Below are 26477 nucleotides of genomic sequence, written 5' to 3'. Positions count from 1 at the left end.
GTCAGTGATCCTGAGTGGGGTGGTGTCGACTGCGGTGAGAAACTCGAGCAGTGTTTGGTTGAAGCGTTCGGGTTGGTCCAGCGGGGTGGCGTGACGCGAATCGGCAATCACCACCAGCCGTGCATCGGGCAGCAGTTTTACGTAGGTTTCCTTCAGCGCGACCGGCGTGTAATCACGGTCGGCGCTGACGATGAGGGTTGGACAGGCGACCTTCGAAAGTCGTTCCTGAACCCCCCAGCCAACGATGGCATCGAAGCTGGCGAGATAAGCATGTTTGTCGTTTTTTGCCCAGCGCTCGGCCATCTTTTGTCGCAGATCCGCCTGTTCCGGTTTCGGGAACAACTTACCGCCGAGCGCCTTGCCGATGGTGCCCAGGCTGAGGGCGCGCATCAGGCTCCAGCGTTTGAACCACTGCCAGTAATCGTCGCGACTGCGCAGTTTGACCTCTGGTGCGCTGTTGACGATGGTCAGGCTTTTCAGCAGTTCCGGCTGGTCCACGGCCAGTTGAAAGCCGATCATCCCGCCCATTGAAAGCCCTACGTAGTGGACCGGACCGAGGTTCAAATGCTCGATCAGCGCAACCACGTCGGCGCTAAAGCCGGCGATGCTGTAGCGCTCACGGGGTTTATCGGAACGACCGTGGCCCCGCACATCCGGGACGATCACCCGGTAACGTGCGGACAGGGCCGGGATCTGCATTTCCCAGTCCAGTGTGCTGGACCCTAAGCCGTGGACCAGTAGTAACGGCGTGCCATGGCCGTACTCCTCGTAGTGCAGGTTGCAACCTTCGTGTTCGAAATAGGCCATGCATTCACTCCTTGTCAGGCTTGTTCAGGCGCAGCAAAAGGCGCGTCCAGCGGTGCGGTGTCAAAGGTGCGCAGCAGTTCGATGAGAATCTGCGTCGCAGGTCCCAGGGGTTTTTCCTTGTTCGAATACAGGTAAAAACTCGGGTTACGGCTACCGCCCTGATCCAACGGTAGCAGTTTGAGCGTACCTTCTTTGAGTTCCCGTTCAATCATGTGCCTGGGCAACCAGGCGAACCCCAGGCCGCTGCTGACAAACGTCGCGGCGGTGGCCAGGCTGCCGACGGTCCAGCGCTGTTCGGCACCGAGCCAGCCGACGTCGCGCGGTTGCTGCCGACCGGAGTCGCGGATCACCACTTGCATCTGGCTTTCCAGGTCCTGGAAATTCAGCTCACGGTTGAGGCGGTGTAGCGCATGTTCGGGATGGGCGACCGCAACGAATTCGACATCACTCAATTCCGCCCCCAGATAACCTGGAATGCTCAGGCCGGTGATCGCCAGGTCAGCCACGCCTTCGAGCAGGACTTCCTCGACACCCGACAGCACCTCTTCGCGCAGTCGAACCCGGCAGCCACGGCTTTGCGGCATGAACGCGGTCAAGGCGCGGACGAGGCGGGCGCTCGGGTAGGCCGCGTCGACCACCAGCCGCACTTCGGCTTCCCATCCTTGCTCCATGTGATGAGCCAGGTCTTCCAGCTGACTGGCCTGTTTCACCAATTGCCGCGAGCGGCGCAGCAACACGCCACCGGCTTCGGTCAACACCGCTTTGCGCCCGTCGATGCGCAACAGCGGCACGCCGAGTTGGTCCTGCATGCGTGCCACTGTGTAGCTCACCGACGATTGCGAGCGGTGCAGCGCTTCGGCGGCCTGGGCGAAACCACCGTGGTCGACCACGGCTTGCAACGTTCGCCATTGATCAAGGGTCACGCGGGGCGCTTTCATGAATGGCTCCTCTTGTCCTAAGCTGGCAGCCTTTTATGGAGACTGCTGAGTGAAAAAAATCTTTTGTTTGTTGCTGGCGATGTTGCCGCTGACGGCGTTTGCGTATCCGATTGATGTGCAGAAAAACCTCAATGGCTTGAAAATCGACTACGAGACCTTCGACACGGATAACGACATCGGCTCTATCCGGGTGGCTAACTACGGTGACGTTGATGCGAGCTGCAAAGCGGTTTTCAGCAATGGCCCGGAAGCGCCGCGTACTCGCAAGATCGATGTGCCCGCCGGTAAGAATAAAAATGCCACCGCGAAGTTCTCCCGCAGCATTATCAAGCTGCGCATCGAGCTGACCTGCACGCCGAAATGACTTCAATCCCCTGTAGGCGTGAGCCTGCTCGCGATAGCAGTGTGTCAGCGAAAATCAAATGGAATGACACACCGCTATCGTCGGAACGCCGCCGGGAGCCGGCTCACTCCTACAGGGGTATGCTCTGCTTATAAACGAATTAATTGATGGGTTATAGCAGTTATTTGCGCTTTTTCATCGATATGACTCTGTTTAACCTTCACTCCATCGCCTTACAGCATTCTCAGATGGAGCCTACATCCCATGTCACGCGTTCTGATCATCGAAAGCAGCGCCCGTCAGCAAGACTCGGTTTCCCGTCAACTGACCCAGACCTTCATCAACCAGTGGAAAGCCGCTCATCCAGCCGACCAGATCACCGTGCGTGACCTGGCCGTCAAACCGGTGCCGCACCTTGATATCAATCTGCTGGGCGGCTGGATGAAACCTGCCGAGCAACGCAGTGACCTCGAACAGGTTTCGCTGGAGCGCTCCAACCAGCTGACCGATGAACTGCTGGCTGCCGACGTGCTGGTCATGGCTGCACCGATGTACAACTTCGCTATCCCCAGCACGCTTAAAGCCTGGCTCGACCATGTGCTGCGTGCGGGCGTGACTTTCAAATACACCGACACCGGCCCGCAAGGCCTGCTCAGTGGCAAGCGTGCCTACGTGTTGACCGCTCGCGGCGGGATCTACGCCGGCAGCACAGCGGATCACCAGGAACCGTACCTGCGGCAGGTCATGGCTTTCATCGGCATCCATGACGTGACCTTCATTCACGCCGAAGGCATGAACCTGGGCGGCGACTTCCACGAGAAGGGCCTGAGCCAGGCCAACGCCAAGCTTTCCAAGGTGGCATGAGGCATTAATCGCCAGATAATCCCTTGATGTTCAAGTGACCTGGCGCAACCCCTTCAAGGCTTTACGCGCATCGAACCTCCCTTTGCACTTATTGCTCCTGAGTGCTGTTGCCCGATTGAACGCTTTAGCGAGATCGGGCTTTTTTTCGCCCACGATTTGATGGGCGCGCACATAACCCTGTAGGAGCTGAGCTTGCTCGCGATGGCGGTGTACCAGCCGACATCCATGTTGAATGTGACACCCTCATCGCGAGCAAGCTCAGCTCCTACAGGGTTGTGTGTCGCCTGACGATTCGCAGTGATCGGCAAAACCCGCTATCGTCGCCGCCATTCAAAACGAGGCGAGCATGGGCTATCTACTTTTTGTCACGCTGATCCAGGCGTTTTCCTTCAGTTTGATCGGCGAATACCTGGCCGGTCACGTCGACAGTTATTTCGCGGTCCTGGTGCGCGTGGTGCTGGCGGGGCTGGTGTTTATTCCGCTGACGCGTTGGCGTTCGGTGGAGCCGGCATTCATGCGCGGCATGCTGTTGATCGGCGCGTTGCAGTTCGGCGTGACGTACGTGTGCCTGTACCTGAGCTTCCGCGTGCTGACGGTGCCGGAAGTGTTGCTGTTCACGATCCTCACGCCATTGCATGTGACCTTGATCGAAGACGCACTGAATCGGCGTTTCAATGCATGGGCATTGATTGCAGCGGTGGTGGCGGTGATGGGGGCAGCGGTGATTCGTTACGACCGGATCAACCCGGATTTCTTCATGGGTTTCCTGCTGCTGCAACTGGCCAACTTCACCTACGCCGCCGGGCAAGTGCTTTATAAACATCTGGTGGCGCGCCATCCGAGCGATCTGCCGCACTACCGCCGATTCGGTTACTTCTATCTGGGTGCATTGGCGGTGGCCTTGCCGGCGTTTCTGCTGTTCGGCAAACAGAACTTCCTGCCCGAAGCACCACTGCAATGGGGCGTGCTGGTATTCCTCGGCCTGGTCTCGACTGCGTTGGGGTTGTACTGGTGGAACAAAGGCGCCTGCATGGTCAACGGCGGAACGCTGGCGGTGATGAACAATTTGCATGTGCCTGTGGGGTTGCTGATCAATCTGCTGATCTGGAATCAGCATGAAGAGTTGGGGCGGTTGTTCCTCGGTGGGTCGGTAATTCTGATGGCGGTGTGGATCAGTCGTTTGGGTGTCAAACGAGAAGTTCAGCCGGTGCAGGAGCGACTATGACGGACCTTCCACACGAACTGGTCGCCGCCATCGGGCAGGTGTACAAACCAGCAGGGCTGACATTGACGCAGCAGGCTCAACGCGAGCCGGAGAGTGCCGAGTACGAAGCCTGCCGTCTTGGCCTCGATGACCAGGTGGTGGTCTTCCGTGTGGCGAAAACCACGCCGACCAAGATTGGCCAGTTCGTTACGCTATGGAAGCGGCCGACGTCGGTCAGCGAGATTGCCCCGTTCGACACCGGCGATGGCGTCGCCTTTGTGGTAGTGAGTGTTGCTGATGACACGCACCACGGACAGTTTGTGTTCGATCAGAAGATACTGGCCGCCAAAGGGGTCATGTCGGTTGACGGTGACGGTGGCAAGCGCGCAATTCGCGTCTACCCGCCTTGGGTCAAGCCTGTCGCAAAACAGGCGATCAGGACGCAGCAATGGCAGCTGAAGTATTTTCTCGCGATTGAGCAGGACGGCGGGGCAGACGTGGATCAGGTGCGTCGACTTTTCGGCAAATAGGCACCTGACCTTGTGGGAGTGAGCCTGCTCGCGATAGCGATATCACTTTCAATATTGATGTCGGCTGACACACCGCTATCGCGAGCAGGCTCACTCCTACAAGGGATCTGCGTTATTTCTCTGCCAACTGCGCTACCAAAAACTCAATAAACGTCCGGGTCTTTTGCGGGAGCCGGCGTGCCGAAGGGTACACCGCATTAATCGTGATCGCGGGCGCCTGCCATTCGCACATCAATGGCACCAGGCGGCCAGCTGCCAGCGCATCCTCGACAATGAAGTCAGGCAGCAGGGCGATGCCCATTCCTGCTTCGGCGGCCTGAGCGAGCAAGTCGCCGTTGTTGGCGTGCAAGGGGCCGGTCACGGTGACCCGTTGGGTTTCCTGGCCGTTGCACAGTTGCAGGCTGACGCCACTTTGCAGATACCCGTAGTTGAGGCATTGATGGGCGCGCAAGTCTTGCGGGGTCTGCGGTATTCCGGCGCGTGCCAGATACGCCGGGGACGCCACCATGATGCGTGGGGCCGGCGCCAGTTGCCGGGCAATCATCGTCGAGTCCGGCAGGCTGGCAATGCGTATGGTCACATCGAAACCACCACGCACCGGGTCAACCTGCTGGTCGCTGAGCACCAGTTGCAATTCGATGTTCGGATGCTGCTCATGAAACAGCGGGATCAACGGCCCCAATCGGCGCAAGCCGAAGGACATCGGCGCATTGACCCGCAACACCCCGCGCAATTCGCCGATGCCGTTACGCGCTCGCTGTTCGGCCTCATCCAGCGACGCGAGTACTTCGCGCGCGGCGTCGAAGTATTCGGCGCCTGCCTCGGTCAGGTGCAGGCTGCGGGTGGTGCGCTGCAGCAATTGCACGCCGATCGCGTCCTCCAGCGCCTGAATCTGTTTGCTGACTTTTGATCGTGGCACATCCATTGCCCGTGCAGCGGCGGCGAAGCCGTTCTCGCCAACCGTGACGACAAACGCACGCATGCATTCGATGCGGTCCATGATTGTCCCTGTTTTAGAATCAATGATTCTCGATTTTATGGAATTGTCCCTTTATATGCCAACCCCTAAAGTGACATCCAAGCCGACGACTATGCTGCTGAAGGCAACGTCGACTCACCCATCATTCACTTTGAAAATCGACATCAAAAGGAACGCGCCATGTCTATCCGTGAACTGCTCAACCCAACCAATTCCGCCCTGATCCTGATCGACCACCAGCCACAAATGGCGTTTGGTGTGCAGTCGATTGACCGTCAAACGCTGAAAAACAACACGGTAGGCCTGGCCAAGGCCGCGAAGATCTTCAATGTGCCGACCATCTACACCTCGGTTGAAACCGAAAGCTTCAGCGGTTACATCTGGCCCGAGCTGCTGGCGGTTCACCCTGAGCAAAAGCCGATCGAACGCACCTCGATGAACTCGTGGGAAGACAAGGCGCTGGTTGACGCGGTGAAAGCCACCGGGCGCAAAAAACTGATCATTGCCGCGCTGTGGACCGAGGTCTGCCTGACCTTCCCGGCACTGGAGGCGTTGGCTGAAGGTTACGAGGTGTATATCGTCACGGACGCTTCCGGTGGCACCACCAAAGAAGCGCACGACATGTCGGTGCAGCGGATGATTCAGGCCGGTGCGGTGCCGGTGACCTGGCAACAGGTGCTGCTTGAGTACCAACGTGACTGGGCACACAAGGACACCTACGAAGCCGTGATGGAATTGGTGCTGGAACACAGCGGCGCGTATGGCATGGGCGTGGATTACGCTTACACCATGGTGCACAAGGCGCCGCAGCGTCAGGTCAAGTAACCCGCAAATCTAAAAAACGATACAAACCCATGTAGGAGCGGGCCCCGGGTGGCGTTCCGACGAAGGCATCGTGTCAGTCAATAGATTCGTTAACTGACACTCTGCTTTCGCGGGCAAGCCCACTCCTTGTATGTTGACCCTGATTCCAACGAGAGAGGTTACGCTCAAGGATTCATACAACAGCAAGTGCGTTTCTGGGGGAGGCCGATCACTCCTGAAGGCAGGATTTGCTCCTGACCTTGTCTGTAGAGAGGCCCCCCCGCCTCATTGCCCACCACGAAGAGTATCGAGAAGCCGACAAGTCGGACTTCGCATTACAAGGTTGCGGTGGCATGAAGTTCGAGGTCGGGGGAACCGGAAGCAATCTTACCGAAAGTCAGGGAAGTGAAAAGCATGAATACTCATGTCGGCATAGACATTGGTGCCCGTACGTCTGCGATGGGATGGCGACAGAACGGTAAGACATCAGGCCAGTGGGAGATTCAGCACACGTCGAAGGGGCGTAAGGCTGCCGTGACCAAGATGTTGGGCCTCAAACCGCTGAGCGTGATCATGGAGGCCACCGGCATTTACTACCTGGACCTTGCGCTGGAGCTACACGCCGCCGGTTTGCCGGTCTCGGTGATTAATCCCAAAAGCTTCCACAACTTTGCCAAGCTGATGCTGCAAAACAGCAAGACTGATCAGATTGATGCCCAATTGCTGGCCGAATACGGTGAGCGCATGGCGCCTAGACTGTGGGTCCCGCCGACTGCAGATCAACTGATGCTGCGTGCGCTTGGTCGCCATATCAACCGGCTGATTGGTCATCGGACCAGAGCCAAGAATGAGCTGCACGCGCTACAAGCGACACAAACGAGTGTCGAGCTACTGATCGAGGATGAGAAAGATGCGATTGCAGCGCTGGACACACGGATTGATCGTTTGAAGAAGGCGGCACGCGAGGCCATCGCCAAATGCCCGGATCTGAGTTTGCAGTTTCGCTGCATGATGGCTGCTCCCGGCGTGGGAGAAGCCTCGGCTATCGCCGCACTGGCTGAGCTGACGACCTTGCCTGTGACGCTCAAGTCGGCACAGGTCAGCCGTTATGCAGGGCTCGACGTCAGGCTGACCCAGTCAGGCACCAGTGTGAACCGACCAAGTCGAATGTCCAAATGCGGTAACGCGTATTTGCGTGCAGCGATGTTCATGCCGGCGATGACGGCAATTCGCTGTGATGAGAATGTGAAGGCCTTTTACGAGGCGCTGCTAGCTCGCGGCAAGAAGAAAATGCAGGCCATTGGAGCGGTGATGCGCAAATACCTGACCGGGTTATGGGCATGCATGCGTTCTGGAGAAGAATTTAATACGGCCAAGCTTTTTAGCGAAAAACATCTCGCGAAAGCTTGACCGTGAACAGAGTATCTACAGGTTTTTTGTGGTGCTACATGATGTGTTTTTCGGTTTCGGGGATATGGCTTGCACCCAGCATCGCCGGCAACAACCCGGCCCGCAAATCACCACCACTCGGCTGCTGGTAAAGACTCAACCCAAACTCCGGCAGCACGGCCAGCAAGTAATCGAAAATATCCCCCTGAATCCGCTCGTAATCCGCCCACGCCGTGGTGCTGGTGAAGCAGTAGATTTCCAATGGTATGCCCTGTGCGGTGGTCTGCATCTGGCGAACCATACAGGTCATGCCGGGTTGAATCTCGGGGCGGCTTTTCAGATACGCCAACGCATAAGCGCGGAAGGTCCCGATGTTGGTCATCCGCCGACGGTTGGCCGACATGGCGGCCACATTGCCCTGGGCTTCGTTCCAGGCTTTGAGTTCGGCCTGTTTGCGACCGATGTAATCGGTCAGCAGATGCACCTGCGACAACTTCTGCTCTTCGTCATCACGGATGAAACGCACCCCGCTGGCGTCGATGAACAGGCTGCGCTTGATCCGTCGACCGCCGGATTGCTGCATGCCACGCCAGTTTTTGAACGACTCGGACATCAAGCGCCAGGTCGGGATCGAGACAATGGTTTTATCGAAGTTCTGCACTTTCACCGTATGCAACGTGATGTCGACCACATCACCGTCAGCGCCGACTTGTGGCACTTCGATCCAGTCGCCCACCCGCAGCATGTCGTTACTGGTCAATTGCACGCTGGCCACGAACGACAGCAGAGTGTCTTTGTAGACCAATATGATCACCGCCGACATGGCGCCCAGACCCGAGAGCAGCAACAGCGGCGAGCGGTCGATCAAGGTGGCGACAATGATGATCGCCCCCAGCACGTACAAGACCATTTTCGTCAGCTGCACGTAGCCTTTGATCGAGCGGGTACGGGCGTATTCGGTGCGCGCATAGATGTCCAGCAATGCATTGAGCAGGGAGGAGACCGCCAGCAGCAGGAACAGAAAGGTGAACGCCAGCGACACATTGCTGAGGAAGTTCAGGGCGGTCTTGCTCAGTTCGGGTACCAGGCGCAGGCAGAACTGAATCACCAGCAATGGCGTCACCTGGGCCAGGCGATGAAAAACCTTGTTGTAGTAAAAGTCGTTGATCCAGTGCAGTGCTGGTTGGCGACCGAGTATTTTGGTCGCGTGAAGAATGAGGTAGCGCGCCACTCGTCCGAGGGCCAGCGCAATGACCAACAACAGCATCAGCGCCAGGCTTGAATGCAGGAGTGGGTGCTGATCCAGGGTCCCCCAAAGGTCTTGGACGTTGAGCCAGAGCTGTTTGATATCCATGGGTTAAAACGATTCTTCTGTAGGACGCGATCGGTCGATTAGAGCATTTAAGTGGGGTTGGATGACGTTTGAAGACAAATCCGGCAACAAAAAGCCACTGTTTATCGTCGTTTTCACAAAGAAACTCGGCCTGAGCGCTCGAAACCGTTACCCTATGCAGCTGTTTTTTTGTATTTCTTCGAGGTAGCACCCGTGTTTTCCCAATTCGCCCTGCACGAACGCCTGCTCAAAGCCGTGGCCGAGCTTAAATTTGTCGAGCCAACGCCAGTGCAAGCAGCGGCTATCCCGCTGGCGCTCCAAGGGCGTGACCTGCGGGTGACAGCGCAAACCGGTAGCGGCAAAACCGCTGCTTTCGTTTTGCCGATCCTCCACCGTCTGATCGGCCCGGCGAAAGTCCGCGTCAGCATCAAGACCCTGATCCTGCTGCCAACCCGCGAGCTGGCTCAGCAGACCATCAAGGAAGTCGAGCGCTTCGCGCAGTTCACCTTTATCAAATCCGGCCTGATCACCGGCGGTGAAGACTTCAAGGTTCAGGCCGCCATGCTGCGCAAGGTGCCGGACATCCTGATCGGTACGCCGGGACGGATGATCGAGCAACTGAACGCCGGCAACCTTGACTTGAAAGAAGTTGAAGTGCTGGTGCTCGACGAAGCCGACCGCATGCTCGACATGGGCTTTGCCGAAGACGTGCAGCGTCTGGTGGCTGAATGCACCAACCGTCAGCAAACCATGCTGTTCTCCGCTACCACCGGTGGTTCGGGTCTGCGCGACATGGTGGCCAAGGTGTTGAACAACCCTGAGCACCTGCAGGTCAACAACGTCAGTGACCTCAACGCGACCACCCGTCAGCAGATCATCACCGCTGACCACAACGTGCATAAAGAGCAGATCCTCAACTGGTTGCTGGCCAACGAGACCTATCAGAAGGCCATCGTGTTCACCAACACCCGGGCCATGGCCGACCGCATCTACGGTCGCTTGGTGGCACAGGAATACAAAGCGTTCGTGCTGCACGGTGACAAAGACCAGAAAGACCGCAAGCTGGCCATCGACCGCCTGAAGCAGGGCGGCGTGAAAATCCTCGTCGCCACCGACGTCGCCGCACGCGGCCTGGACGTGGATGGCCTGGACCTGGTGATCAACTTCGACATGCCACGCAGCGGCGATGAATACGTTCACCGTATCGGTCGCACCGGCCGCGCCGGCAACGAAGGCCTGGCGATCTCGCTGATCTGCCATGGCGACTGGAACTTGATGTCGAGCATCGAGCGCTACCTCAAGCAGAGCTTCGAGCGCCGTACCATCAAGGAAGTCAAAGGCACCTACGGCGGACCGAAAAAGGTCAAGGCCTCGGGCAAAGCCGTTGGCGTGAAGAAGAAAAAGGTCGACGCCAAAGGCGACAAGAAGAAAACCGGCGCCAAGGCGCCGACCAAACGCAAAATTGCCAACCGCCCAAAGACCGACGCTCTGTCGCTGGTCAGCAAGGACGGCATGGCGCCGCTCAAGCGCCGCAAGCCGGAAGCGCCGGCGGCTGAATAAGCCGTTGTCGTGACCCAAAAAAACCGGACTGATGTCCGGTTTTTTTATGCGCGGGATTTGGGATCAGCTCTCGGCTTTCTTATCCGCTGTTTCCAACTCTTTCAACCGCTGATCGATCAACTGGCACTTGTCCGGCAAATCCTTGCTGGCGGTGCCCAGGTCCATCTTTTGCAACTCGGCGTTGATCTCTTTGGCTTTGGCCGGATTTTGCTCGGTGAGCTTGGCCACCTCCTGAGCCAGTTGCTCGCGCTTGGCGGTGGCTTCCTCGGGGGTGCAGGCCCACACGGGGAGGGCGCAGGCAAGGGTGGTGGCGAGGGTGAGTTTCAGCAGGGTTTTCATGGGAGGCCTCGGATTCCATGTTCGGCGGTTAAACGGTTGAGGCTTCAAGGTTCGGAAAGTTCATACGACTGCCTATGAGGCAAATACGCTCTCGGAAATTTCCGCAACATCAATCGGAAACGTCTGATGTTTTTACTACCGTTCGTCGCGTACTCTTTGGAATGGATCCAATATTTGGCGCCAAGAAGATGGCTCTACCTATCGAGCCACTAGTTTGCCGTCATCACCGTTTCGAGGGATCGAACATGTACTCACCCGCCCTGGTGGCGAGGTTGTGCCTGGCTTTGCTGTGCTTTTCTTCGCTAAATCCTGCCAATGCCACCACCCCAGGTGACACCGATCTCATCCGCGAACGTCAGGATCGCCTGCTCGAAGAGCAGCGTCGTCGTCTTGAGGAACTCAAGGAATTGCCCGGCAAGGAATTGAAACCGGTTGTTCCAGCGCCACCCGCTGACACTCGCTGCTTCCCGATAAAGGACATAGCACTCGAAGGCGCCGACAGTCTTTCCGACAACGATAAACGTCGTCTGCTCAAGCCCTACATTGACCAATGCCTGGGCGTCACTCAGCTCAACGAACTGCTGAAAGTCATCACTGGTCTCTACATCGAAAAAGGCCTGGTCACCAGTCGGGCGTACTTGCCGCAGCAGGATTTATCCGGAGGGCGCCTGAAAGTGCTGGTGGTCGAGGGCAAGCTCGAAGGCTTGAAAGGCGCCGACGGCAGCAAGCTGTCGGACCGCGAGTTGGGCATGGCTTTCCCCGGCAAAACCGGGGAGTTGGTTAACCTGCGCGAAATCGAGCAACTGGTTGATCAGCTCAACCGCTTGCCATCCAATCAGGCGCAGATGGAATTGGCGCCGGGCAAGCGCGTCGGCGGCAGTGAGGTGCTGGTCAAGAACTCGCCGCAAAAGCCCTGGCGTGCCGGGTTGTCGCGTAGCAATGACGGCCAGCGCAGCACCGGCGAGCAACAGTGGGGCACGACGTTTGATTGGGACAGCCCGCTGGGCCTGGCCGATCAGTTGAATCTGCACGGCAGTCACGATGGGGTGAGCGATCATCAGCACACCTCCAGCAACGCGATGCTCAATTACAGCTTGCCGTGGGGCTGGTGGAACTTCAGTTACACCTACAGCCAGAGTGACTATCGCTCGTTGGCTCAAGCCAACGGCTTCAATTTCAAGCAGACCGGCGACAGTGAAAACCATCAACTGCGCGCCGAGTGGGTGATCCATCGCGATGCCGTAAGCAAGACCTCACTCAGCTCCGGTCTGTCGCACTTGCGCACCAATAATTTCATCGAAGACAGCAAGCTCAAATTGAGCAGCAACCGCATCAGCGAAGCCCAGTTGGGCATCAACCACGGTCGTCGAATCGGTGGCGCATTCGTCAATTTCGACCTCGGGATGCAACAGGGGATCGGTGCGTTCGATGCTCAGAGCAATAACCATCCAGGCCCCGGCGAACCGAACGCGCGTTACCGCAAATACACCGCCACCGTGAGCTACTTGCAGCCGTTCAAGGTGTGGGACGAGTCATTCAGTTTCATCAGCTTGATGACCGGCCAGCTTAGTGAAGACCTGCTGTTCAGCTCGCAACGCACCAGCCTCGGCGGGCAGCCGTCGATCCGTGGATACAAGGACCAATCTTTGTCCGGCGATAGCGGGGGGTACTGGCGCAACGACCTGCGTTGGAGTCGTCCGGTCACCCTGGAGTGGTTGCACCCGGTGTTCGCCGAATATGGCACCAGCCTCGGTTACGACCAAGGCGTAATTCGCGGTACTCGCTACAACGGCGATCAACACGGGCGCATGTCCAGCAACTCGGTTGAGCTGTTTGCTCGCGGTCAGCACCTGGCTGCCAGCGTGACCTTTGCTCATTCCCTGGAACGTCCAGATGCCCTGATCGAGCGCGAAGCGCCGATCTATTTCCGCATGGATTTCTTTCTTTAATTTCGCAGTATCGAGACTTTGACATGGACGCCATTCAATTCGCCTTCCTGAGCCGCCAGCCTTCTGCGGCAGTGAAAGCCCGCGACCATTTCTGGGGCATGCCCAAGCGCGGATTGGCGTTCGTGTTGGCGAACGTCATGTTCTGGCAACCGATGTGGGCGCAGGCCACCGGTATCGTGGTGGCCACGCCGGGCACCAGCCTCGGTCAGGCAGGCAACGGCGTGCCGATTGTCAATATTGCCACGCCCAATGGAACAGGGCTGTCGCATAACCAGTTCCACGATTACAACGTCGGCAAACAAGGCGTCATCCTCAACAACGTCGCCGCACGAACCGGTACGACGCAGTTGGGCGGCATCATCGTCGGCAACCCCAACCTGACCAACCGGATTGCAGCGCAAACCATCCTCAACGAAGTGGTCGGTGGCAGCCCCAGCCAGTTGCGCGGTTATACCGAAGTGGCAGGGCAGTCGGCCCGCGTGATCGTCGCCAACCCGTACGGCATCACTTGCAATGGTTGCGGGTTCATCAACACGCCTCGAGTGACGCTGACCACCGGCAAACCGATGCTGGATAACGGGCGCCTGGATCGCTTTCAGGTGGACCAGGGCAGCGTCTCCATCAACGGCGCGGGGTTGAACGCCAACAACATCGACAGCTTCGAAATAATCACCCGCAGCGCGCAGATCAATGCCGAGATACAGGCGAAAAAGCTGACGGTTGTGGCCGGTCGTAATGACGTCAATGCTCAGACCTTAAATGCTACCGCTCGCGCCGATGACGGCAGCGTCAAACCGCAATTGGCCATCGACAGTTCGGCGCTGGGTGGCATGTATGCCGGGGCGATCAAACTGGTCGGCACGGAAGCCGGGGTCGGGGTGAAACTGGCCGGTAACCTGGCGTCCAGCGGCGGCGACATCCAGATCGATGGCAATGGTCATTTGAGCTTGGCGCAGACCACCGCCGCCGGTGCGGTGAGCGTCAAAGTCGTCAGCCTCGACGCCCAGGGACCGGTCTATGCCGGCAGCGCCGTCAATGTGCAAACCCAGGGCAACCTGACGAACCAGCAAACTCTCGCGGCCCGGGACGGTATTGCCTTGAGTGCCGGTGGTCAGTTGACCAACAACGGTGTGATCGAGGCCGGGGTCAATACCGATCTCAGTCGTAACACCTCCGGCGATGTCTCGATCACTGCGCAGTACCTCACCAACACCGGCAAGAGCGTCGTTGCCAGTCGCAGTCTGCTGGTAAATACCGCGCAAACGTTGAGCAACCAAAGCGGAACAGTCAAAGGGCAAAACGTCAGCATCAGCGCCGGCACCCTGGACAACAGCGGCGGTCTGCTTAGCGCCGTGGGGCCTGTCACGCTGAATGCCGCTGAAGTGCAAAACGCCGCCGGGCGGATCTCCAGCCAAACCGATCTCACGGCTGTAATCGGCTTGTTGCAACAACAGGGTGGCGCACTGGTCGCCCAAGGCAATCTGAGCCTGACCGGCGCTACCCTCGATAACCGCAATGGCGGTCTGGTCGGCACCACTAAAGCGCTGACGCTGAAGGTCGGTGATGTCGACAACCGTGCGGGTAAAATTTCCAGCAGTCTGCTGTTGAACATCAATAGCCAACGTCTGGATAACAGTGAGGGTGGCAAGGTGTTGGCGGCCACCGATCTGGCATTGACCGTTGCCAGACTGATCAACCAGAACAAGGGAGTGATCGTCGGCCAAGGCGTCACGACGCTGACCGGCAACTCACTGGACAACCGTGGCGGCACTCTCAATAGCCTCAATGGTCTGGTGATCACCCTTGATGACGCCTTGCTCAACGTTCAGGGCTTGATCAGCACCGACAGCACGTTGAACCTCAACAGTGACCGCTTCGATAACAGTCAAAAAGGTGTGGTCTTCAGCAAGGGCGCTTCGCACGTCATCACGGGTGATTTTGATAACAGCCAGGGTGGCCGCCTCACGGGTGAGGCGACCCTGGACCTGACGAGCAAACAGGTCAACAACAAGGCTGGCCGGATTGCCAGTCAGCAGGCGCTGCGTGCTTCGGTCACTGGTCTTGATCAACAGGGTGGCGAACTGTTCAGCAAAACCAGCCTGAGCCTGGACCTGAACCAGGGTCAGTTGAACAACCAGAACGGTCTGATCAACGCACCGGGCGTATTGCTGCTCAAGCACCTCAATGGCGTGAATAACCAGAGCGGTGAAGTTTCCAGCGCCGAAGCCTTCACGTTAACCGCACAAAATCTGGACAACAGTGGCGGCAAACTGCTGAGTAATCAGGGTTTGACCCTGCGCATCGCCCAGGTGTTGAACAACCTCAAAGGCACTCTTTCCGCCGCGTCCATCCACAGCCACAGCGCCAGTCTCGACAACACGCAAGGCATGATCAGTAGCCGGGGTCGGCTGGCGCTGGAAGCCGACGACTTCTTGAACAACCAGTACGGTACGGTGGTTGCCGACGGTGAATTGTTATTGACGGCCAATGCCCTGGATAACCGTGGCGGCAAAGTCACCGGTAAAAGTGAAGCGGCACTCAAGGTCGGGCACCTGGATAACCAGCAAGGGACGCTGATTGCCACCGGATCGTTGCAGGTCACCGCTGACACCCTCGACAACCGCCAGAGCGGGTTGTTGGGGGCCACCAAAGACCTGACCCTTAGGGTCGGCGAACTCGACAATCGCGGGGGCGAACTGACCACCAACGCCAACCTGCAGAGTACCGGCAAAAAACTCGACAACAGCGATGGGGGCACCGTCATTGCTGGCAAGGCGTTGGCCCTGACGGTCGAGCAGTTGCTCAACCGCAACAAAGGCAAGATCGACGCCACGGGCGCATTGAATCTGCAAGGGCGTTTACTCGATAACAGCGCTGGCAACCTTGTCAGCCTGCAGAGCATGAGCCTGAACCTGAGCGGTGCCTTCAACAACACTCAAGGGCAAGTCAACAGCGCCAGCACGCTGAACCTCTCCGCCGCTCAAGTCACCAACCAGGACGGTGGCCGTATCGGCAGCCAAGGCGCGTTGACCGCAACGGTCACCGGGTTGGAACAACAGGGCGGCAAACTGTTCAGCGACAGCAACCTGAGTCTTGACCTGAACAATGGCCAATTGAATAACCAGAATGGCTTGATCAACGCCCCCGGCACCTTGTTGCTCAAACAACTCAACGGCGTGAACAACCAGGGCGGGGAAATCTCCAGTGCCGAAGCGTTCACACTGATCGCGCAAAGTCTCGACAACAGCAATGGCAAATTGCTCAGCAGCCAAGGGGTGACCCTGCGCATTGCCAACGCGCTGGACAACGTCAAAGGTCTGATCGGCGGCGCAACGCTGGACGTCCAAGCGGGCACATTGAATAACAGCGGTGGTACGTTCAGCAGCCGGGGTAATCTGGATCTGACGGTCACCGGTCTGCTGCGCAACGATGACAAAGGCCTGATAAACGCCGTACAAACGCTGAATCTGAACAGCGCCGACCTGAATAATCAGGGCGGTAGCCTGCTCGGCGGCGCGGCGGTCATTCTCAATGCCAAAGCCGTGAACAACCGCGATGGCGGCTTGATCAACAGCAAGGGCCATCTGACCCTGGCCGCCACGACACTGGATTCGAGCAATGGTGGTGAAGTCTCGGCCAACGGCGATATCGGCCTGACCCTGACCGCTCTGACCCAGAACGGCGGGCGCTTGCTGGGTAGTAAAGCGGTGACCTTGGACCTGACCAATGGTGACCTCGACAACCGTCATGGTTTGATCACCGCCAAGGGACCGCTGAGCCTTAATCACCTGGGCGACCTCAACAATCACAGCGGCGAGATCTCCAGCGACCTCGGCTTCAGCGTCACCGCCCGCGCGCTGGACAACAGCGCCGGTCGGCTGTTCAGCAGCCAGCATCTGATTGTCGGCGGCACCTCGCTGGTCAACCCAAAAGGACTGATCTCCGGCTGGCAGGGTTTGACCGTCAACGGCGACAGCCTCGACAACCGTGACAACGGCACCTTATCGAGCCGCAACGGCGATGTTTCAGTGTCAGTCAACGATGCGTTGCTCAACAACGATGCCGGCGCACTGGTGAGCCAAGGCAGGCTGAGCGTCAAAGCGGGCAGCCTGGATAACAGTGACAAAGGCATTTTGAGTAGCGCGGCGGGGCAGATCCTTACCGTCAAGGATTCACTGAACAACAACCATGGCGGCTTGATCGACAGTGGCGCCGGTCTCGATATCACCACCGCCGCGTTCACCAACGTTGGCGGCACGATCAATGTGCAACAAGCGTTTAACGCCTCTGCCACCACCTTCGATAACAGTCGTGGCCAGGTTGGCGGCAACGCGGCTCTCACGCTAAGCCTGCTCGGCCGTTTGAACAACGACGGCGGCAAACTGGTCGGTGCCGGACCGGTGCTGATTAAGGGCGTAACCGACCTCACCAACAAAAATGGCCAGCTCGCCAGCCAAAGCACGCTGACCCTGTTGACCGGTTCTTTGGACAACAGCAACAACGGCACCCTCGCCGCCAATGATGCCCTGTTGATCAGTGCCAGCGGCGCGGTGCAGAACAACACCAATGGTCTGATCTTCAGCAAGAACGCCGGTCTGAAACTGCAAGCCGCCAGCCTGGCAAATGGCAACGGCGCACTCCAGAGCCAAAATGGCCTGATCCTCGACGTCAGTGGCGATCTCGATAACCAGAGCGGAAAAATCATCGCAGAAAACGGCAACGTCAGCGTTAATGCGACCAACATCGATAACCGTGGTGGCGTGTTGTCGAGCATCAAAGGTGCCCTCGAAGCACGGACTGTCGGCGTGTTGCGCAACGGTTTTGACCTCAACAACAACCGTCAGGGCGGGATCATTCAGGGGCAGCGTTTGACGCTGTCAGCCTTGACGGGTCTGGACAACAACGGCGGACGAGTCTCGGCGCAAGCCACTGACGCGAACATCACCACCACAGGTTTTGATAATCGCCACGGCGTGCTTTATGCCAAGGGCCTGGTCGGCGTAACCGGCACTCATCTGGACAACAGTGCCGGCCAGATCGCCGGTAGCAGTATCGACCTGAGCCTCAGCGGCGCCCTGAACAACCGCGCCGGTATCGTCGAAAGCGACACCACGCTGAGGGTCACAGCTGCCAGCGTCGACAACTACAACGGTCGGCTTCGCTCCCTCGGCAACAGCGGTAAAACCAGCTTCCAGATTGGCGGTTTACTGGACAACCGCACCGGCATGCTAGAGACGGCCAACACCGATCTGAACTTGGCCGTTGGCAGCTTTCTGAACGCCGATGGTCAACTCAATCACGTCGGTCGCGGCCGGTTTGATATCGCCACTGCCAACGTCATCAATGCTGGCGGTGGCATCACCAGCGGCGGCACCCTCGATCTGAATGTCGATACCTGGACCAACTCCAGCGTCATCCAGGCCGGACGCCTGAACGTCAACGTCAACAACTTCAGCCAGACCGCCAACGGCAACCTGCTCGCTTCGGAGTACCTGCAAGCGCGCGGTCGCAACTGGACTAACGAAGGCCTGATCGCCAGCGATGGTGTTCTGGATATGCAGTTGGGCGGCACGTACAGCGGCAATGGCCGTCTATCGAGCCTTGGTGACATTAACCTCAACGCGGCGCAATTGAACCTTGGCGCGGCTGGCAGCATTGGTAGTGGCGCAAATGTCGTGATGACAGTGGGCGGGCTGCTGAGCAATGCCGGCCGCTTGACCTCAAATGCGGATTTGACCCTCACCGCCGGTGCCCTGAACAACACCGGTACGCTGGGCAGTGCGCAATCGTTGGTGATCAATACCCCAGGCTTGGTAAATGACCGGGGGCTGATTTTCAGTGGCGGCGATATGACACTGAACGTTGGCAACTTCACCAACCAGAACGGCGACCTTTATGGCATGGGTGATGTTGTCATCAAAGGCAATGGCACGGCGCAGGCCAGCCAGGTGTCAAACATCTCCGGCTCGATGGAAAGCGGCGGGGCGTTTTCGATCAGTGCCGGGACCTTTACCAACCGGACGGCGGGCTCCGACGGTACGCAGAATTTCGGTCTGGGACGTACGCTGATTTCCGGTTCCATTACCGTGCAATGTCTCGATTGCCGTGGCGATCACTACGACGTCAACTTCATCGCCCGAGAACGCTTCGACGCCGGGCAGGACAGCGATACCACGGCGTCCGCGGTGTTAAATGCCGGCAGTAACTTCGTGTTCAACGGCGGCGACTTTCTCAATAGCAAAAGCATTGTCAGTGCGTCAGGCAACATCACCATCAATGCCAACAACCTGAAGAACCTCGGTGCCGTCAGCGGAGTGATCGAGCGCACGAGTACCTATCGCAGCGGTTCCGTTACAGATGGCACGATCAATCGTTTCATGCCTCAAGTGGTGGCCTATAACCAGCGCAACAATCCGGATTTTCCGAACATCTACTACATCGACGGTTCTGGAGGTTTCAGTACCGGAATCGTTTCGTCTGACACCGGCCGTGAGCCCGGTCATGATGGCGGCCTGATTGAAATGGTCGTGGTCAAGGATTCAATAACGGATCAGGCGGTGACCAACACCCTCTCGGGTTACGCCTACGGCAATACCAGCCCTCAATCCCAATATGACCGAAACAACCTGGTAGTGTTGCCGGGCGGGCTGCAAAGTTTTACCCCGATGACGCCTACCGAAACAGTGACCAGTGGCGGCAGCGGTGGACGTAACGCCGTTATCCAGGCCGGTGGCAATGTGTCGATTGCCGCCACCCAAGAACTGCAAAACAGCGTCATTCACGAAGACTATGGCGTTGCCGGTGGCACCAACAAAGTCGCCGATACCAGCGTCGGCGGAACTGGTACTACGGTTATCAGGCTTAACTCCCAACTACCGCCTGATCTGGCCCAGCAGCAAGTCAATCCCCTCAGCCTGCCCGGCTTCTCATTGCCCGCCGGCGACAATGGCCTGTTCCGGCTCAGCAAGGACGGGGCGAGTGATGTTGCGGTTGCCGATACACAGCAACCGTCGGATTGGAGTGTCAGCAGTGAACGCGTCAACACCCAAGATCACCTGACCCAAGGCACCAGCGCGGGGCCACGCAGTTTGCTGGTCGATAGCCCTGAGAGGGTCTCCAGTACTGATCGTGCCCTTGACCCGGTCATACGACTTCCAACCATCGCCCAAGCAGACGCCGTCAATTCGGTCGGCCCTGACACCGGCGCACGCCAAGACGAGATCAAAAGCTCCGTCGACATTCGCCCTGTGACCCGCGTCACCGGTCTGCCAGAGGTCAAAGCACCGGCCAACGCCCATAAATACCTGATCGAAACCAACCCGGTACTCACCGACCTCAAGCAATTCATGAGCTCGGATTACCTGCTGGCCAACCTCGGCTACAACCCCGACCACAGCGCCAAGCGCCTGGGCGACGGTTTGTATGAACAACGCCTGATTCAACAAGCGGTGGTCGCCCGCACCGGCCAGGCCTTCATCAATGGCCAGACGTCCAATCAGGATCAGTTCAAGTACCTGATGAACAACGCCATCGCCAGCAAGGACGCGCTGAACCTGGCGGTGGGCGTGACCCTCTCGGCCCAGCAAGTCGCGGCCCTGACCCATGACATCGTCTGGCTCGAAGAGCACGAAGTGAATGGCGAAAAAGTCCTGGTGCCGGTGCTGTACCTGGCACAGGCCGAAGGCCGTCTCGGCCCGACCGGGGCGCTGATCGCCGGCAACGACGTGACACTGATCGCCGGTCAGAACCTCGATAACGTCGGCACGCTGCGCGCAACCCACAACCTGAAGGCTACGGCGGGCAACGACCTGATCAACAGCGGCCTGCTCCAAGCGGGTAACCGTCTGGATGTGCTGGCCGGTCACGACGTCATCAACAAGGCGGGCGGTATCCTCGCCGGCCGTGACGTCAGCGTGACGGCGATCCGCGGGGACGTCCTCAACGAGCGGACCATCACCTCCTCCGACAGCGATACCCGTTTTGGCACCCAGCACCATGACTACGCCGACACCGCCGCCCGCATCGAGGCAATCAATGACCTCACGCTGAGCGCGGGTCAAGACATCCACATGGCTGGTGGTGTGCTGCACAGCGGCCGGGACTTGAGCCTGAAGGCCGGGCGAGACGTCAACCTGTCCTCGGTGCACGTCAGCAACAGCGTGTACGCCAACAGCCAACACAACCGCAGCGACATCACGCAACTGGGCGCCACCGTCACCGCCGGGCGTGACCTGTCCGCCCAGGCCGGTCGCGACCTCAACGTCATCGCCAGCCAGATCGACGCCCAGCGCGACATTGCCATGGCCGCAACGGAAAACCTGACCATCCGCTCGGCGGCGGACGAAGAACACGCCCTGTCCAAGAGCAAAAAACTCACGGTGCAGGAAGACCACGTCAGCCAGGTCATGTCGGGAATCACGGCGGGCGGCAACGTCCAACTGCAGGCAGGCAGGGACCTCACCGTGATCTCCAGCCGCATCACCGCCGGCGATGAAGCGTATTTGGTGGCAGGGGATAACCTCGACATTTTGGCGGCGCAGGACAGTGATTATTCGCTGTATGACAAGCAGAAAAAGGGCTCCTTCGGCGCGAAGAAAACCCGGCGTGATGAAGTGACCGATGTGAAAAACATCGGCAGTGAAATCACCAGCGGCGGCGACCTGACGCTGGTCAGTGGCGGGGATCAGCGTTATCAGGTGGCGAAGCTGGACAGTGGCAACGACCTCACGCTGGCGAGTGGTGGGGCGATTACGTTTGAGGGGGTGAAAGACCTGCACCAGGAGAGTCACGAGAAAAGTGATAGTGACCTCGCCTGGACCAGCGCCAAGGGGAAGGGGGCTACGGATGAGACGTTGCGTCAGAGCCAGCTGATGGCGCAGGGCGATGTGGTCATCAAGGCCGTCGATGGCCTGAAGATCGATATCAAACACATCGATCAGAAGACGGTCGGCGAAGCCATTGATGCCATGGTCAAGGCCGATCCGAATCTGGCTTGGCTGAAAGAGGCTGAACAGCGCGGGGATGTGGATTGGCGCAAGGTGCAAGAGCTGCATGATTCGTTCAAGTACAGCCACTCGGGTCTGGGCCAGGGGGCGATGCTGGCGATCATTATTATTGTGACTGTACTCACGGCAGGCGCCGCGAGTGCGGCAATAGGAACAGCAGCCAATGCAGCAGCCGCGTCCGGGACAGTCATGGCGGCGGCCGGTACTTCGGCTGCTGGGGCGGCCGTTACGGCGGGGTGGGGCAATGTGGCGCTCACGGCCGTGGCTACCTCGGCGGCCAGCGGGGCAACTGTCAGTACGATCAATAACCGAGGCAATCTGGGGGCCGTTGCCAAGGATGTAACCTCTAGCGAAAGCCTGAAAAACTACGTGGCTGCAGGGGTTAGTGGCGGTATTGGTGGCGCGAACATTGGCGTTCGCCTGGCAGTTAATTCGGCCCTGCAAACAGTCACAAACGGTGGCAAGTTCAAGGACAACCTGAGTCAAGCCGCGGTTGGGTTGGTCGCGGATTTGATGGCTGGCGCGATCTACGATCAGGTAGGTACAAGTCTGCTAGGGAGTGGTTTGCCAACGAAGGTAGCGGTGCATGCCATCGTGGGGGGCTTGATCGGTGAAGCGGCCGGCGGCGATTTTGCCACTTCGGCGCTGGCGGCAGGTGCGAACAAAACCTTGATCGAGATGGTCGGGAGCAAAATCTTCCCGGGTGTCGCCCATGAGCAAGTGCTGGCAATGACGTCCCAGCTCTTGGGCATGACCGTAGCCGCTGCCGCAGGCGGCAGTGACAAGGATCAGCAGGTCGCGGGTTGGGTGGCGCAGCAGGCAACGGTCAATAACTACCTGCGGCACAACGAGGTTGATGGCTTAATTGATGAAGCAAAAACCTGTGTCGCAAACAACTGTGCCGAGGTCAGGAATAAATACGCGGATCTGAATGACGCTAACGAAAAGCGGTTTGCGGAGTTTTGCGGGAACAACCCTACTGGCTGTAAAGCGGCTGAATTCCAGGGATTTGTCGATAGCTACGACAAGACCCACGAGCAGATTTCTCAAGCACGAACATCTGACATTCCGTTAGAAATGAAAAATGTGCTGGCAACTGTGCAAATGATGAACGCAGTGGCCAAGTACCGATTGATTGAAATGGGCGTCGCCCTCGGACTGTCACAAACCGGTAGCGATCTCGCGGGGCAGGCTGGACTGAGTGTCGAACCCGAGACCGTAGGGAGTGTTGCTAATTGGTCGGCTATACTTTTGGGGGCTGGGAAGGCTGCAGGCACGAAAGGCACGCCTCCTCAGAATATGAGCCCTCCTGGTGCTGGGAGAAGCGGTGCATTTGATGAAGCTAAGCGTCAATCAGGTATTCCTGTAAGTCAGCAACCTAGTAGGGTCCTAGCTAATGTCGATAAGCGTGGCACCCCTCAGCCAGGAAGAATCTATGAGTTTGAGGTTCCTGCATCAGGTGGAGGTACTCAAACGATAAGGATTCGTGAAGATGCGGGGGGACATGATTTTGGTGTGGGGAATTTACAGAACAGAGGTCCGCACTTTAACGACGAAGCTGGTAATCACTATGACTATTGAAATTCGGATTATAAGTACACCTGATATTTTGGTTGCTAACGATGTTTTTAACCTCCGCCAGGTGCAAGGTCATAACTGTCGGGGACTATCGGCGTCGAGTTTTTTGCTCGCAGGTGAATCACGCTCCTCATTGAACGGTGTATTAGATTTTGTTTGCAATCTTGTTTGTAAAAAAATGCCTGAAAATGAAATTTGGTTTTTTGTCGGTAATTCAGCATGGCAACCAAACACACGAATCGTTAATTACCGGGGGTTGTGGGGGGCATTGAAATTCCGAGGTCTGGAGGTGTTAGGTGGTAGTGATGCACAGGAAAGTATTCTTGAGGCCGATGGAAAAATAAAGTTCTTTGGTGCTATGCGTCTATCAGCGCAATCTGCTGAAAGCGTTGTGGGTGCACTTTTTAGTGAGCAATGCTCCTATATCCTAGTGTTACCAAAAAACTTCGAGGTTCGTCATGCTCTTGATATGGGGTGGTGTGGAGACGTAGCAGAAGATCTAAATTTCTTTAATTATATTTGCGAAAATAGAGGGCTTGTCTTAAAGAAAGTCGGTGAGTTTGACGACTGTGAATGGGGTGTTTTGGCGATTGGATCGTTAGAGATGATGAAGGTGTTGTTAAGATAAATAGAAAATCGGAAAAAGGGGGGGGCGAATTTGATGGGTGATAAGAGGGTGGGTTTGTTTTTTAATTTATTTGTTATTTATATGGTGGGTCAGATGGATAATTTTTGTCTCCCATAGGCACGCCATTTGATCAGCGGGCATTAGCTTCCAGCTCAAAAGCTGGGGGATATTACGTATACTAAGTACTTAAACCCTTGTCCGTAATTCAAGAATTTATTTAAGGGGGAGGATTTATTTAATTTTTTTATCGCTCTTTAAAAACATGGGGCTTATTAAGCGGACGTCGTCTGGTGGCTTCGCTGTAATCTGATCGAAACCAACCCGGTACTCACCGACCTCAAGCAATTCATGAGCTCGGATTACCTGCTGGCCAACCTCGGCTACAACCCCGACCACAGCGCCAAGCGCCTGGGCGACGGTTTGTATGAACAACGCCTGATTCAACAAGCGGTGGTCGCCCGCACCGGCCAGGCCTTCATCAATGGCCAGACCTCCAATCAGGATCAGTTCAAGTACCTGATGAACAACGCCATCGCCAGCAAGGACGCGCTGAACCTGGCGGTGGGCGTGACCCTCTCGGCCCAGCAAGTCGCGGCCCTGACCCATGACATCGTCTGGCTCGAAGAGCACGAAGTGAATGGCGAAAAAGTCCTGGGTAAAGGGGACGGATTTATTTTACTTGTGACGGCGTAAAATTCATCCCGCGGAAATTAAGTCTGTCCCCTTGCACGCCAGTATTCATGTTGAATGTTAGTCCGCCATCGCAAGCAGTCTCGCTCTACAGCGATTTGGGCGTTACTGGTCTTTCACAGCAATGCACATGTCCATTTCCATCACACCGGTGCTCTCGTCGTAGGAAGCCTCCACCGGGTAGCATTCGAACCCTGGCCGCTGATCGTAGGCCAATCCGCTCTCCGGCATCCACTGTCCGCACAACTCACCCCATGCCGCCGGGATTTCACTGGCCGGGCCCTTGAAATGGGCGACGGCGTAGCGGCCGCCTGGCAGATTGGTGACGGCGAGTGGGTATTTCGGTTCGAAGTCGGCGGGCACTTCTACGCAGGCGTCGTAGCGGCAGTATTGCGCTGGTGTGGTACTCGGGTCGTCGTGGCCGATGCCGTAGCGCACGCGGTTGAGCAGGTTGTTTTCGATCATCCACGGCGCGACGGTTTCGCGCCAGAACGTGCCGATTTCCGGGCCGTAGGGGCCGGTGTAGCGCAGGTAGGCGACGCGGGCTGGGGGTAGGGTTTTCAGGGTGACGTTCAATGTCTGGGGCCTTATGGTCTGGTTCGCTGGAGTTGGTGAGTGGCTGGACTGGCCTCATCGCGAGCAGGCTCGCTCCCACATTGGATTTGTGTTCGCTACCGATCCTCTGTGGGAGTGAGCCCGCTCGCGATGGCTGCAATTCGGTGTTGTGTTCTACTCCCCATGGCAGCAACTGACCGCAGCTTTCTCTTCATAGCGGTCGTGATGCCGCACCCATTCCATGATTTCCTCTTCATTTCGGCCCTTGGGGGTGAGGTCGAGGTAGTTGTAGGCGCCGACCAGCATGTCGAGACCTCGCGCATAAGTGGAATAGGTGTGGAAGATGTCGCCGGCGTCATTGCGATAAAACACGCTGAGGCCGGGGAGTTCTTCTTCGGCGCCGTCGGATTTTTCGTAGTTATAGGTGGCTTTGCCGGCGGCGACGTCTTCGGCTCGGGCAGTGACGCCGAAGTCGTAGTTGAAGTCGCAGCCTTCTGACGACAACCAATCGAATTTCCAGCCCATGCGCCGTTTGAAGGCCTGGAATTCGGCGAAGGGTGCGTGGGAAACCGCCACGACGGCAATGTCATGGTGCGCCAGGTGTTGGTTGGCGCCGTCGATGTGGTCGGACAGGAATGAGCAGCCGGGGCAACCTTCGTCCCACCCGGCGGCGAACATGAAGTGGTAGATGACCAATTGGCTGCGGCCGCCAAACAGGTCGGCTAGCTTCAACTCGCCGTGGGGTCCCTGAAAGTGGTAGTCCTTGTCTATTTTCACCCAGGGCAGGGCGCGGCGTTCGGCGCTCAGTTTATCTCGTTCTTTGGTGAAGGCTTTTTCGTGGGCCAGATGTTGTTTGCGCGCGGCGAGCCATTCTTCGCGGGACACCACGGGGTGATTCTGGATGTTCATTGGCAGTACTCCTGCGGGAGGCTGGGAGGTGACTTACACAGCCTAGTCGTTTGGCCTACGCTAGATTCGACAT

Annotated in this window: 16 protein-coding genes and 2 pseudogenes; 11 read left to right on the top strand and 7 right to left on the bottom strand. The window is 57.7% G+C overall.

What is annotated here, in order from left to right:
- Window position 1: 1 nt before the first annotated feature.
- Window positions 2-807, bottom strand: a pseudogene (locus tag AC3ISI_RS21625) (alpha/beta fold hydrolase).
- 14 nt (window positions 808-821) lie between these two features.
- The gene (locus AC3ISI_RS21620; RefSeq protein WP_489333720.1) at window positions 822-1745 is read right to left on the bottom strand and encodes a PA3225 family LysR-type transcriptional regulator; all 924 of its coding nucleotides are present in this window, start codon (window positions 1743-1745) and stop codon (window positions 822-824) included.
- 49 nt (window positions 1746-1794) lie between these two features.
- Here AC3ISI_RS21620 and AC3ISI_RS21615 point away from each other — a divergent pair, with 49 nt between their 5' ends.
- The 4 genes from AC3ISI_RS21615 (at window position 1795) to AC3ISI_RS21600 (ending at window position 4686) form a co-directional block, all read left to right on the top strand.
- A complete protein-coding gene (locus AC3ISI_RS21615) occupies window positions 1795-2109 on the top strand; it encodes a 3-phosphoglycerate kinase (protein WP_489333719.1) in 315 nt (104 codons plus the stop codon).
- Between the two features lie 243 nt (window positions 2110-2352).
- Window positions 2353-2952, top strand: a complete 600-nt coding sequence (locus AC3ISI_RS21610; protein WP_489333717.1) for an FMN-dependent NADH-azoreductase — start codon at window positions 2353-2355, stop codon at window positions 2950-2952.
- A 346-nt stretch (window positions 2953-3298) separates the two neighbouring features.
- Complete coding sequence (locus AC3ISI_RS21605; protein ID WP_489333716.1) at window positions 3299-4177, top strand: carboxylate/amino acid/amine transporter; 879 nt, start codon at window positions 3299-3301, stop codon at window positions 4175-4177.
- Window positions 4174-4686 (top strand): MepB family protein, encoded by a 513-nt coding sequence (locus AC3ISI_RS21600; RefSeq protein WP_489333715.1) that lies wholly within the window; start codon window positions 4174-4176, stop codon window positions 4684-4686. The genes AC3ISI_RS21605 and AC3ISI_RS21600 overlap by 4 nt, the downstream gene beginning before the upstream one ends.
- A gap of 112 nt (window positions 4687-4798) precedes the next feature.
- Here AC3ISI_RS21600 and AC3ISI_RS21595 read toward each other — a convergent pair whose 3' ends face one another.
- Complete coding sequence (locus AC3ISI_RS21595; protein WP_489333714.1) at window positions 4799-5686, bottom strand: LysR family transcriptional regulator; 888 nt, start codon at window positions 5684-5686, stop codon at window positions 4799-4801.
- Between the two features lie 159 nt (window positions 5687-5845).
- Here AC3ISI_RS21595 and AC3ISI_RS21590 point away from each other — a divergent pair, with 159 nt between their 5' ends.
- Window positions 5846-6490: a hydrolase gene (locus AC3ISI_RS21590; RefSeq protein ID WP_027925826.1), complete on the top strand. Its 645-nt coding sequence runs from the start codon at window positions 5846-5848 to the stop codon at window positions 6488-6490.
- A 393-nt stretch (window positions 6491-6883) separates the two neighbouring features.
- A complete protein-coding gene (locus tag AC3ISI_RS21585) occupies window positions 6884-7879 on the top strand; it encodes an IS110 family RNA-guided transposase (protein WP_489333713.1) in 996 nt (331 codons plus the stop codon).
- A 34-nt stretch (window positions 7880-7913) separates the two neighbouring features.
- On the opposite strand, the gene AC3ISI_RS21580 is transcribed toward AC3ISI_RS21585, so the two are convergent.
- The gene (locus tag AC3ISI_RS21580) at window positions 7914-9212 is read right to left on the bottom strand and encodes a mechanosensitive ion channel family protein (protein WP_489333712.1); all 1299 of its coding nucleotides are present in this window, start codon (window positions 9210-9212) and stop codon (window positions 7914-7916) included.
- A 192-nt stretch (window positions 9213-9404) separates the two neighbouring features.
- On the opposite strand from AC3ISI_RS21580, the gene AC3ISI_RS21575 reads away from it, so the two are divergent.
- The gene (locus AC3ISI_RS21575) at window positions 9405-10751 is read left to right on the top strand and encodes a DEAD/DEAH box helicase (RefSeq protein WP_150778992.1); all 1347 of its coding nucleotides are present in this window, start codon (window positions 9405-9407) and stop codon (window positions 10749-10751) included.
- Window positions 10752-10814: 63 nt separating this feature from the next.
- On the opposite strand, the gene AC3ISI_RS21570 is transcribed toward AC3ISI_RS21575, so the two are convergent.
- Window positions 10815-11090: a hypothetical protein gene (locus AC3ISI_RS21570; RefSeq protein ID WP_489333711.1), complete on the bottom strand. Its 276-nt coding sequence runs from the start codon at window positions 11088-11090 to the stop codon at window positions 10815-10817.
- A 245-nt stretch (window positions 11091-11335) separates the two neighbouring features.
- Here AC3ISI_RS21570 and AC3ISI_RS21565 point away from each other — a divergent pair, with 245 nt between their 5' ends.
- From AC3ISI_RS21565 to AC3ISI_RS21550, 4 genes and pseudogenes are all read left to right on the top strand, one after another.
- Window positions 11336-13039, top strand: coding sequence for a ShlB/FhaC/HecB family hemolysin secretion/activation protein (locus AC3ISI_RS21565; protein ID WP_489333710.1), 1704 nt, complete (start codon window positions 11336-11338; stop codon window positions 13037-13039).
- A 23-nt stretch (window positions 13040-13062) separates the two neighbouring features.
- On the top strand, window positions 13063-23625 hold the full coding sequence (locus AC3ISI_RS21560) for a two-partner secretion domain-containing protein (RefSeq protein ID WP_489333709.1): 10563 nt from the start codon (window positions 13063-13065) through the stop codon (window positions 23623-23625).
- Window positions 23615-24250 (top strand): hypothetical protein, encoded by a 636-nt coding sequence (locus tag AC3ISI_RS21555; RefSeq protein ID WP_489333708.1) that lies wholly within the window; start codon window positions 23615-23617, stop codon window positions 24248-24250. Before AC3ISI_RS21560 ends, AC3ISI_RS21555 begins: the two co-directional genes overlap by 11 nt.
- A 306-nt stretch (window positions 24251-24556) precedes the next feature.
- Window positions 24557-24904, top strand: a pseudogene (locus tag AC3ISI_RS21550) (S-layer family protein); the annotation flags it as partial.
- Between the two features lie 141 nt (window positions 24905-25045).
- On the opposite strand, the gene AC3ISI_RS21545 reads toward AC3ISI_RS21550, so the two are convergent.
- Both AC3ISI_RS21545 and AC3ISI_RS21540 read right to left on the bottom strand, forming a co-directional pair.
- Window positions 25046-25516 carry an AraC family transcriptional regulator gene (locus tag AC3ISI_RS21545; RefSeq protein ID WP_489333707.1) on the bottom strand — a complete coding sequence of 157 codons (471 nt, stop codon included), beginning with the start codon at window positions 25514-25516 and terminating at the stop codon, window positions 25046-25048.
- A gap of 153 nt (window positions 25517-25669) precedes the next feature.
- Window positions 25670-26404 (bottom strand): DUF899 domain-containing protein, encoded by a 735-nt coding sequence (locus tag AC3ISI_RS21540; RefSeq protein WP_489333706.1) that lies wholly within the window; start codon window positions 26402-26404, stop codon window positions 25670-25672.
- Between the last annotated feature and the right edge of the window lie 73 nt (window positions 26405-26477).

Source organism: Pseudomonas sp. GL_139_B, from assembly GCF_057834475.1.
Note: the sequence above shows the minus strand (reverse complement) of the source record. Positions and strands in the feature narration are given on the sequence as shown.

Bases quoted from the DNA above. Each gene is read 5' to 3' on its own strand.
- AC3ISI_RS21620 (WP_489333720.1), bottom strand. From the start codon at position 1,745: ATGAAAGCGCCCCGCGTGACCCTTGATCAATGGCGAACGTTGCAAGCC.
- AC3ISI_RS21610 (WP_489333717.1), top strand. From the start codon at position 2,353: ATGTCACGCGTTCTGATCATCGAAAGCAGCGCCCGTCAGCAAGACTCG.
- AC3ISI_RS21605 (WP_489333716.1), top strand. From the start codon at position 3,299: ATGGGCTATCTACTTTTTGTCACGCTGATCCAGGCGTTTTCCTTCAGT.
- AC3ISI_RS21600 (WP_489333715.1), top strand. From the start codon at position 4,174: ATGACGGACCTTCCACACGAACTGGTCGCCGCCATCGGGCAGGTGTAC.
- AC3ISI_RS21595 (WP_489333714.1), bottom strand. From the start codon at position 5,686: ATGGACCGCATCGAATGCATGCGTGCGTTTGTCGTCACGGTTGGCGAG.
- AC3ISI_RS21590 (WP_027925826.1), top strand. From the start codon at position 5,846: ATGTCTATCCGTGAACTGCTCAACCCAACCAATTCCGCCCTGATCCTG.
- AC3ISI_RS21585 (WP_489333713.1), top strand. From the start codon at position 6,884: ATGAATACTCATGTCGGCATAGACATTGGTGCCCGTACGTCTGCGATG.
- AC3ISI_RS21580 (WP_489333712.1), bottom strand. From the start codon at position 9,212: ATGGATATCAAACAGCTCTGGCTCAACGTCCAAGACCTTTGGGGGACC.
- AC3ISI_RS21570 (WP_489333711.1), bottom strand. From the start codon at position 11,090: ATGAAAACCCTGCTGAAACTCACCCTCGCCACCACCCTTGCCTGCGCC.
- AC3ISI_RS21565 (WP_489333710.1), top strand. From the start codon at position 11,336: ATGTACTCACCCGCCCTGGTGGCGAGGTTGTGCCTGGCTTTGCTGTGC.
- AC3ISI_RS21560 (WP_489333709.1), top strand. From the start codon at position 13,063: ATGGACGCCATTCAATTCGCCTTCCTGAGCCGCCAGCCTTCTGCGGCA.
- AC3ISI_RS21555 (WP_489333708.1), top strand. From the start codon at position 23,615: ATGACTATTGAAATTCGGATTATAAGTACACCTGATATTTTGGTTGCT.
- AC3ISI_RS21540 (WP_489333706.1), bottom strand. From the start codon at position 26,404: ATGAACATCCAGAATCACCCCGTGGTGTCCCGCGAAGAATGGCTCGCC.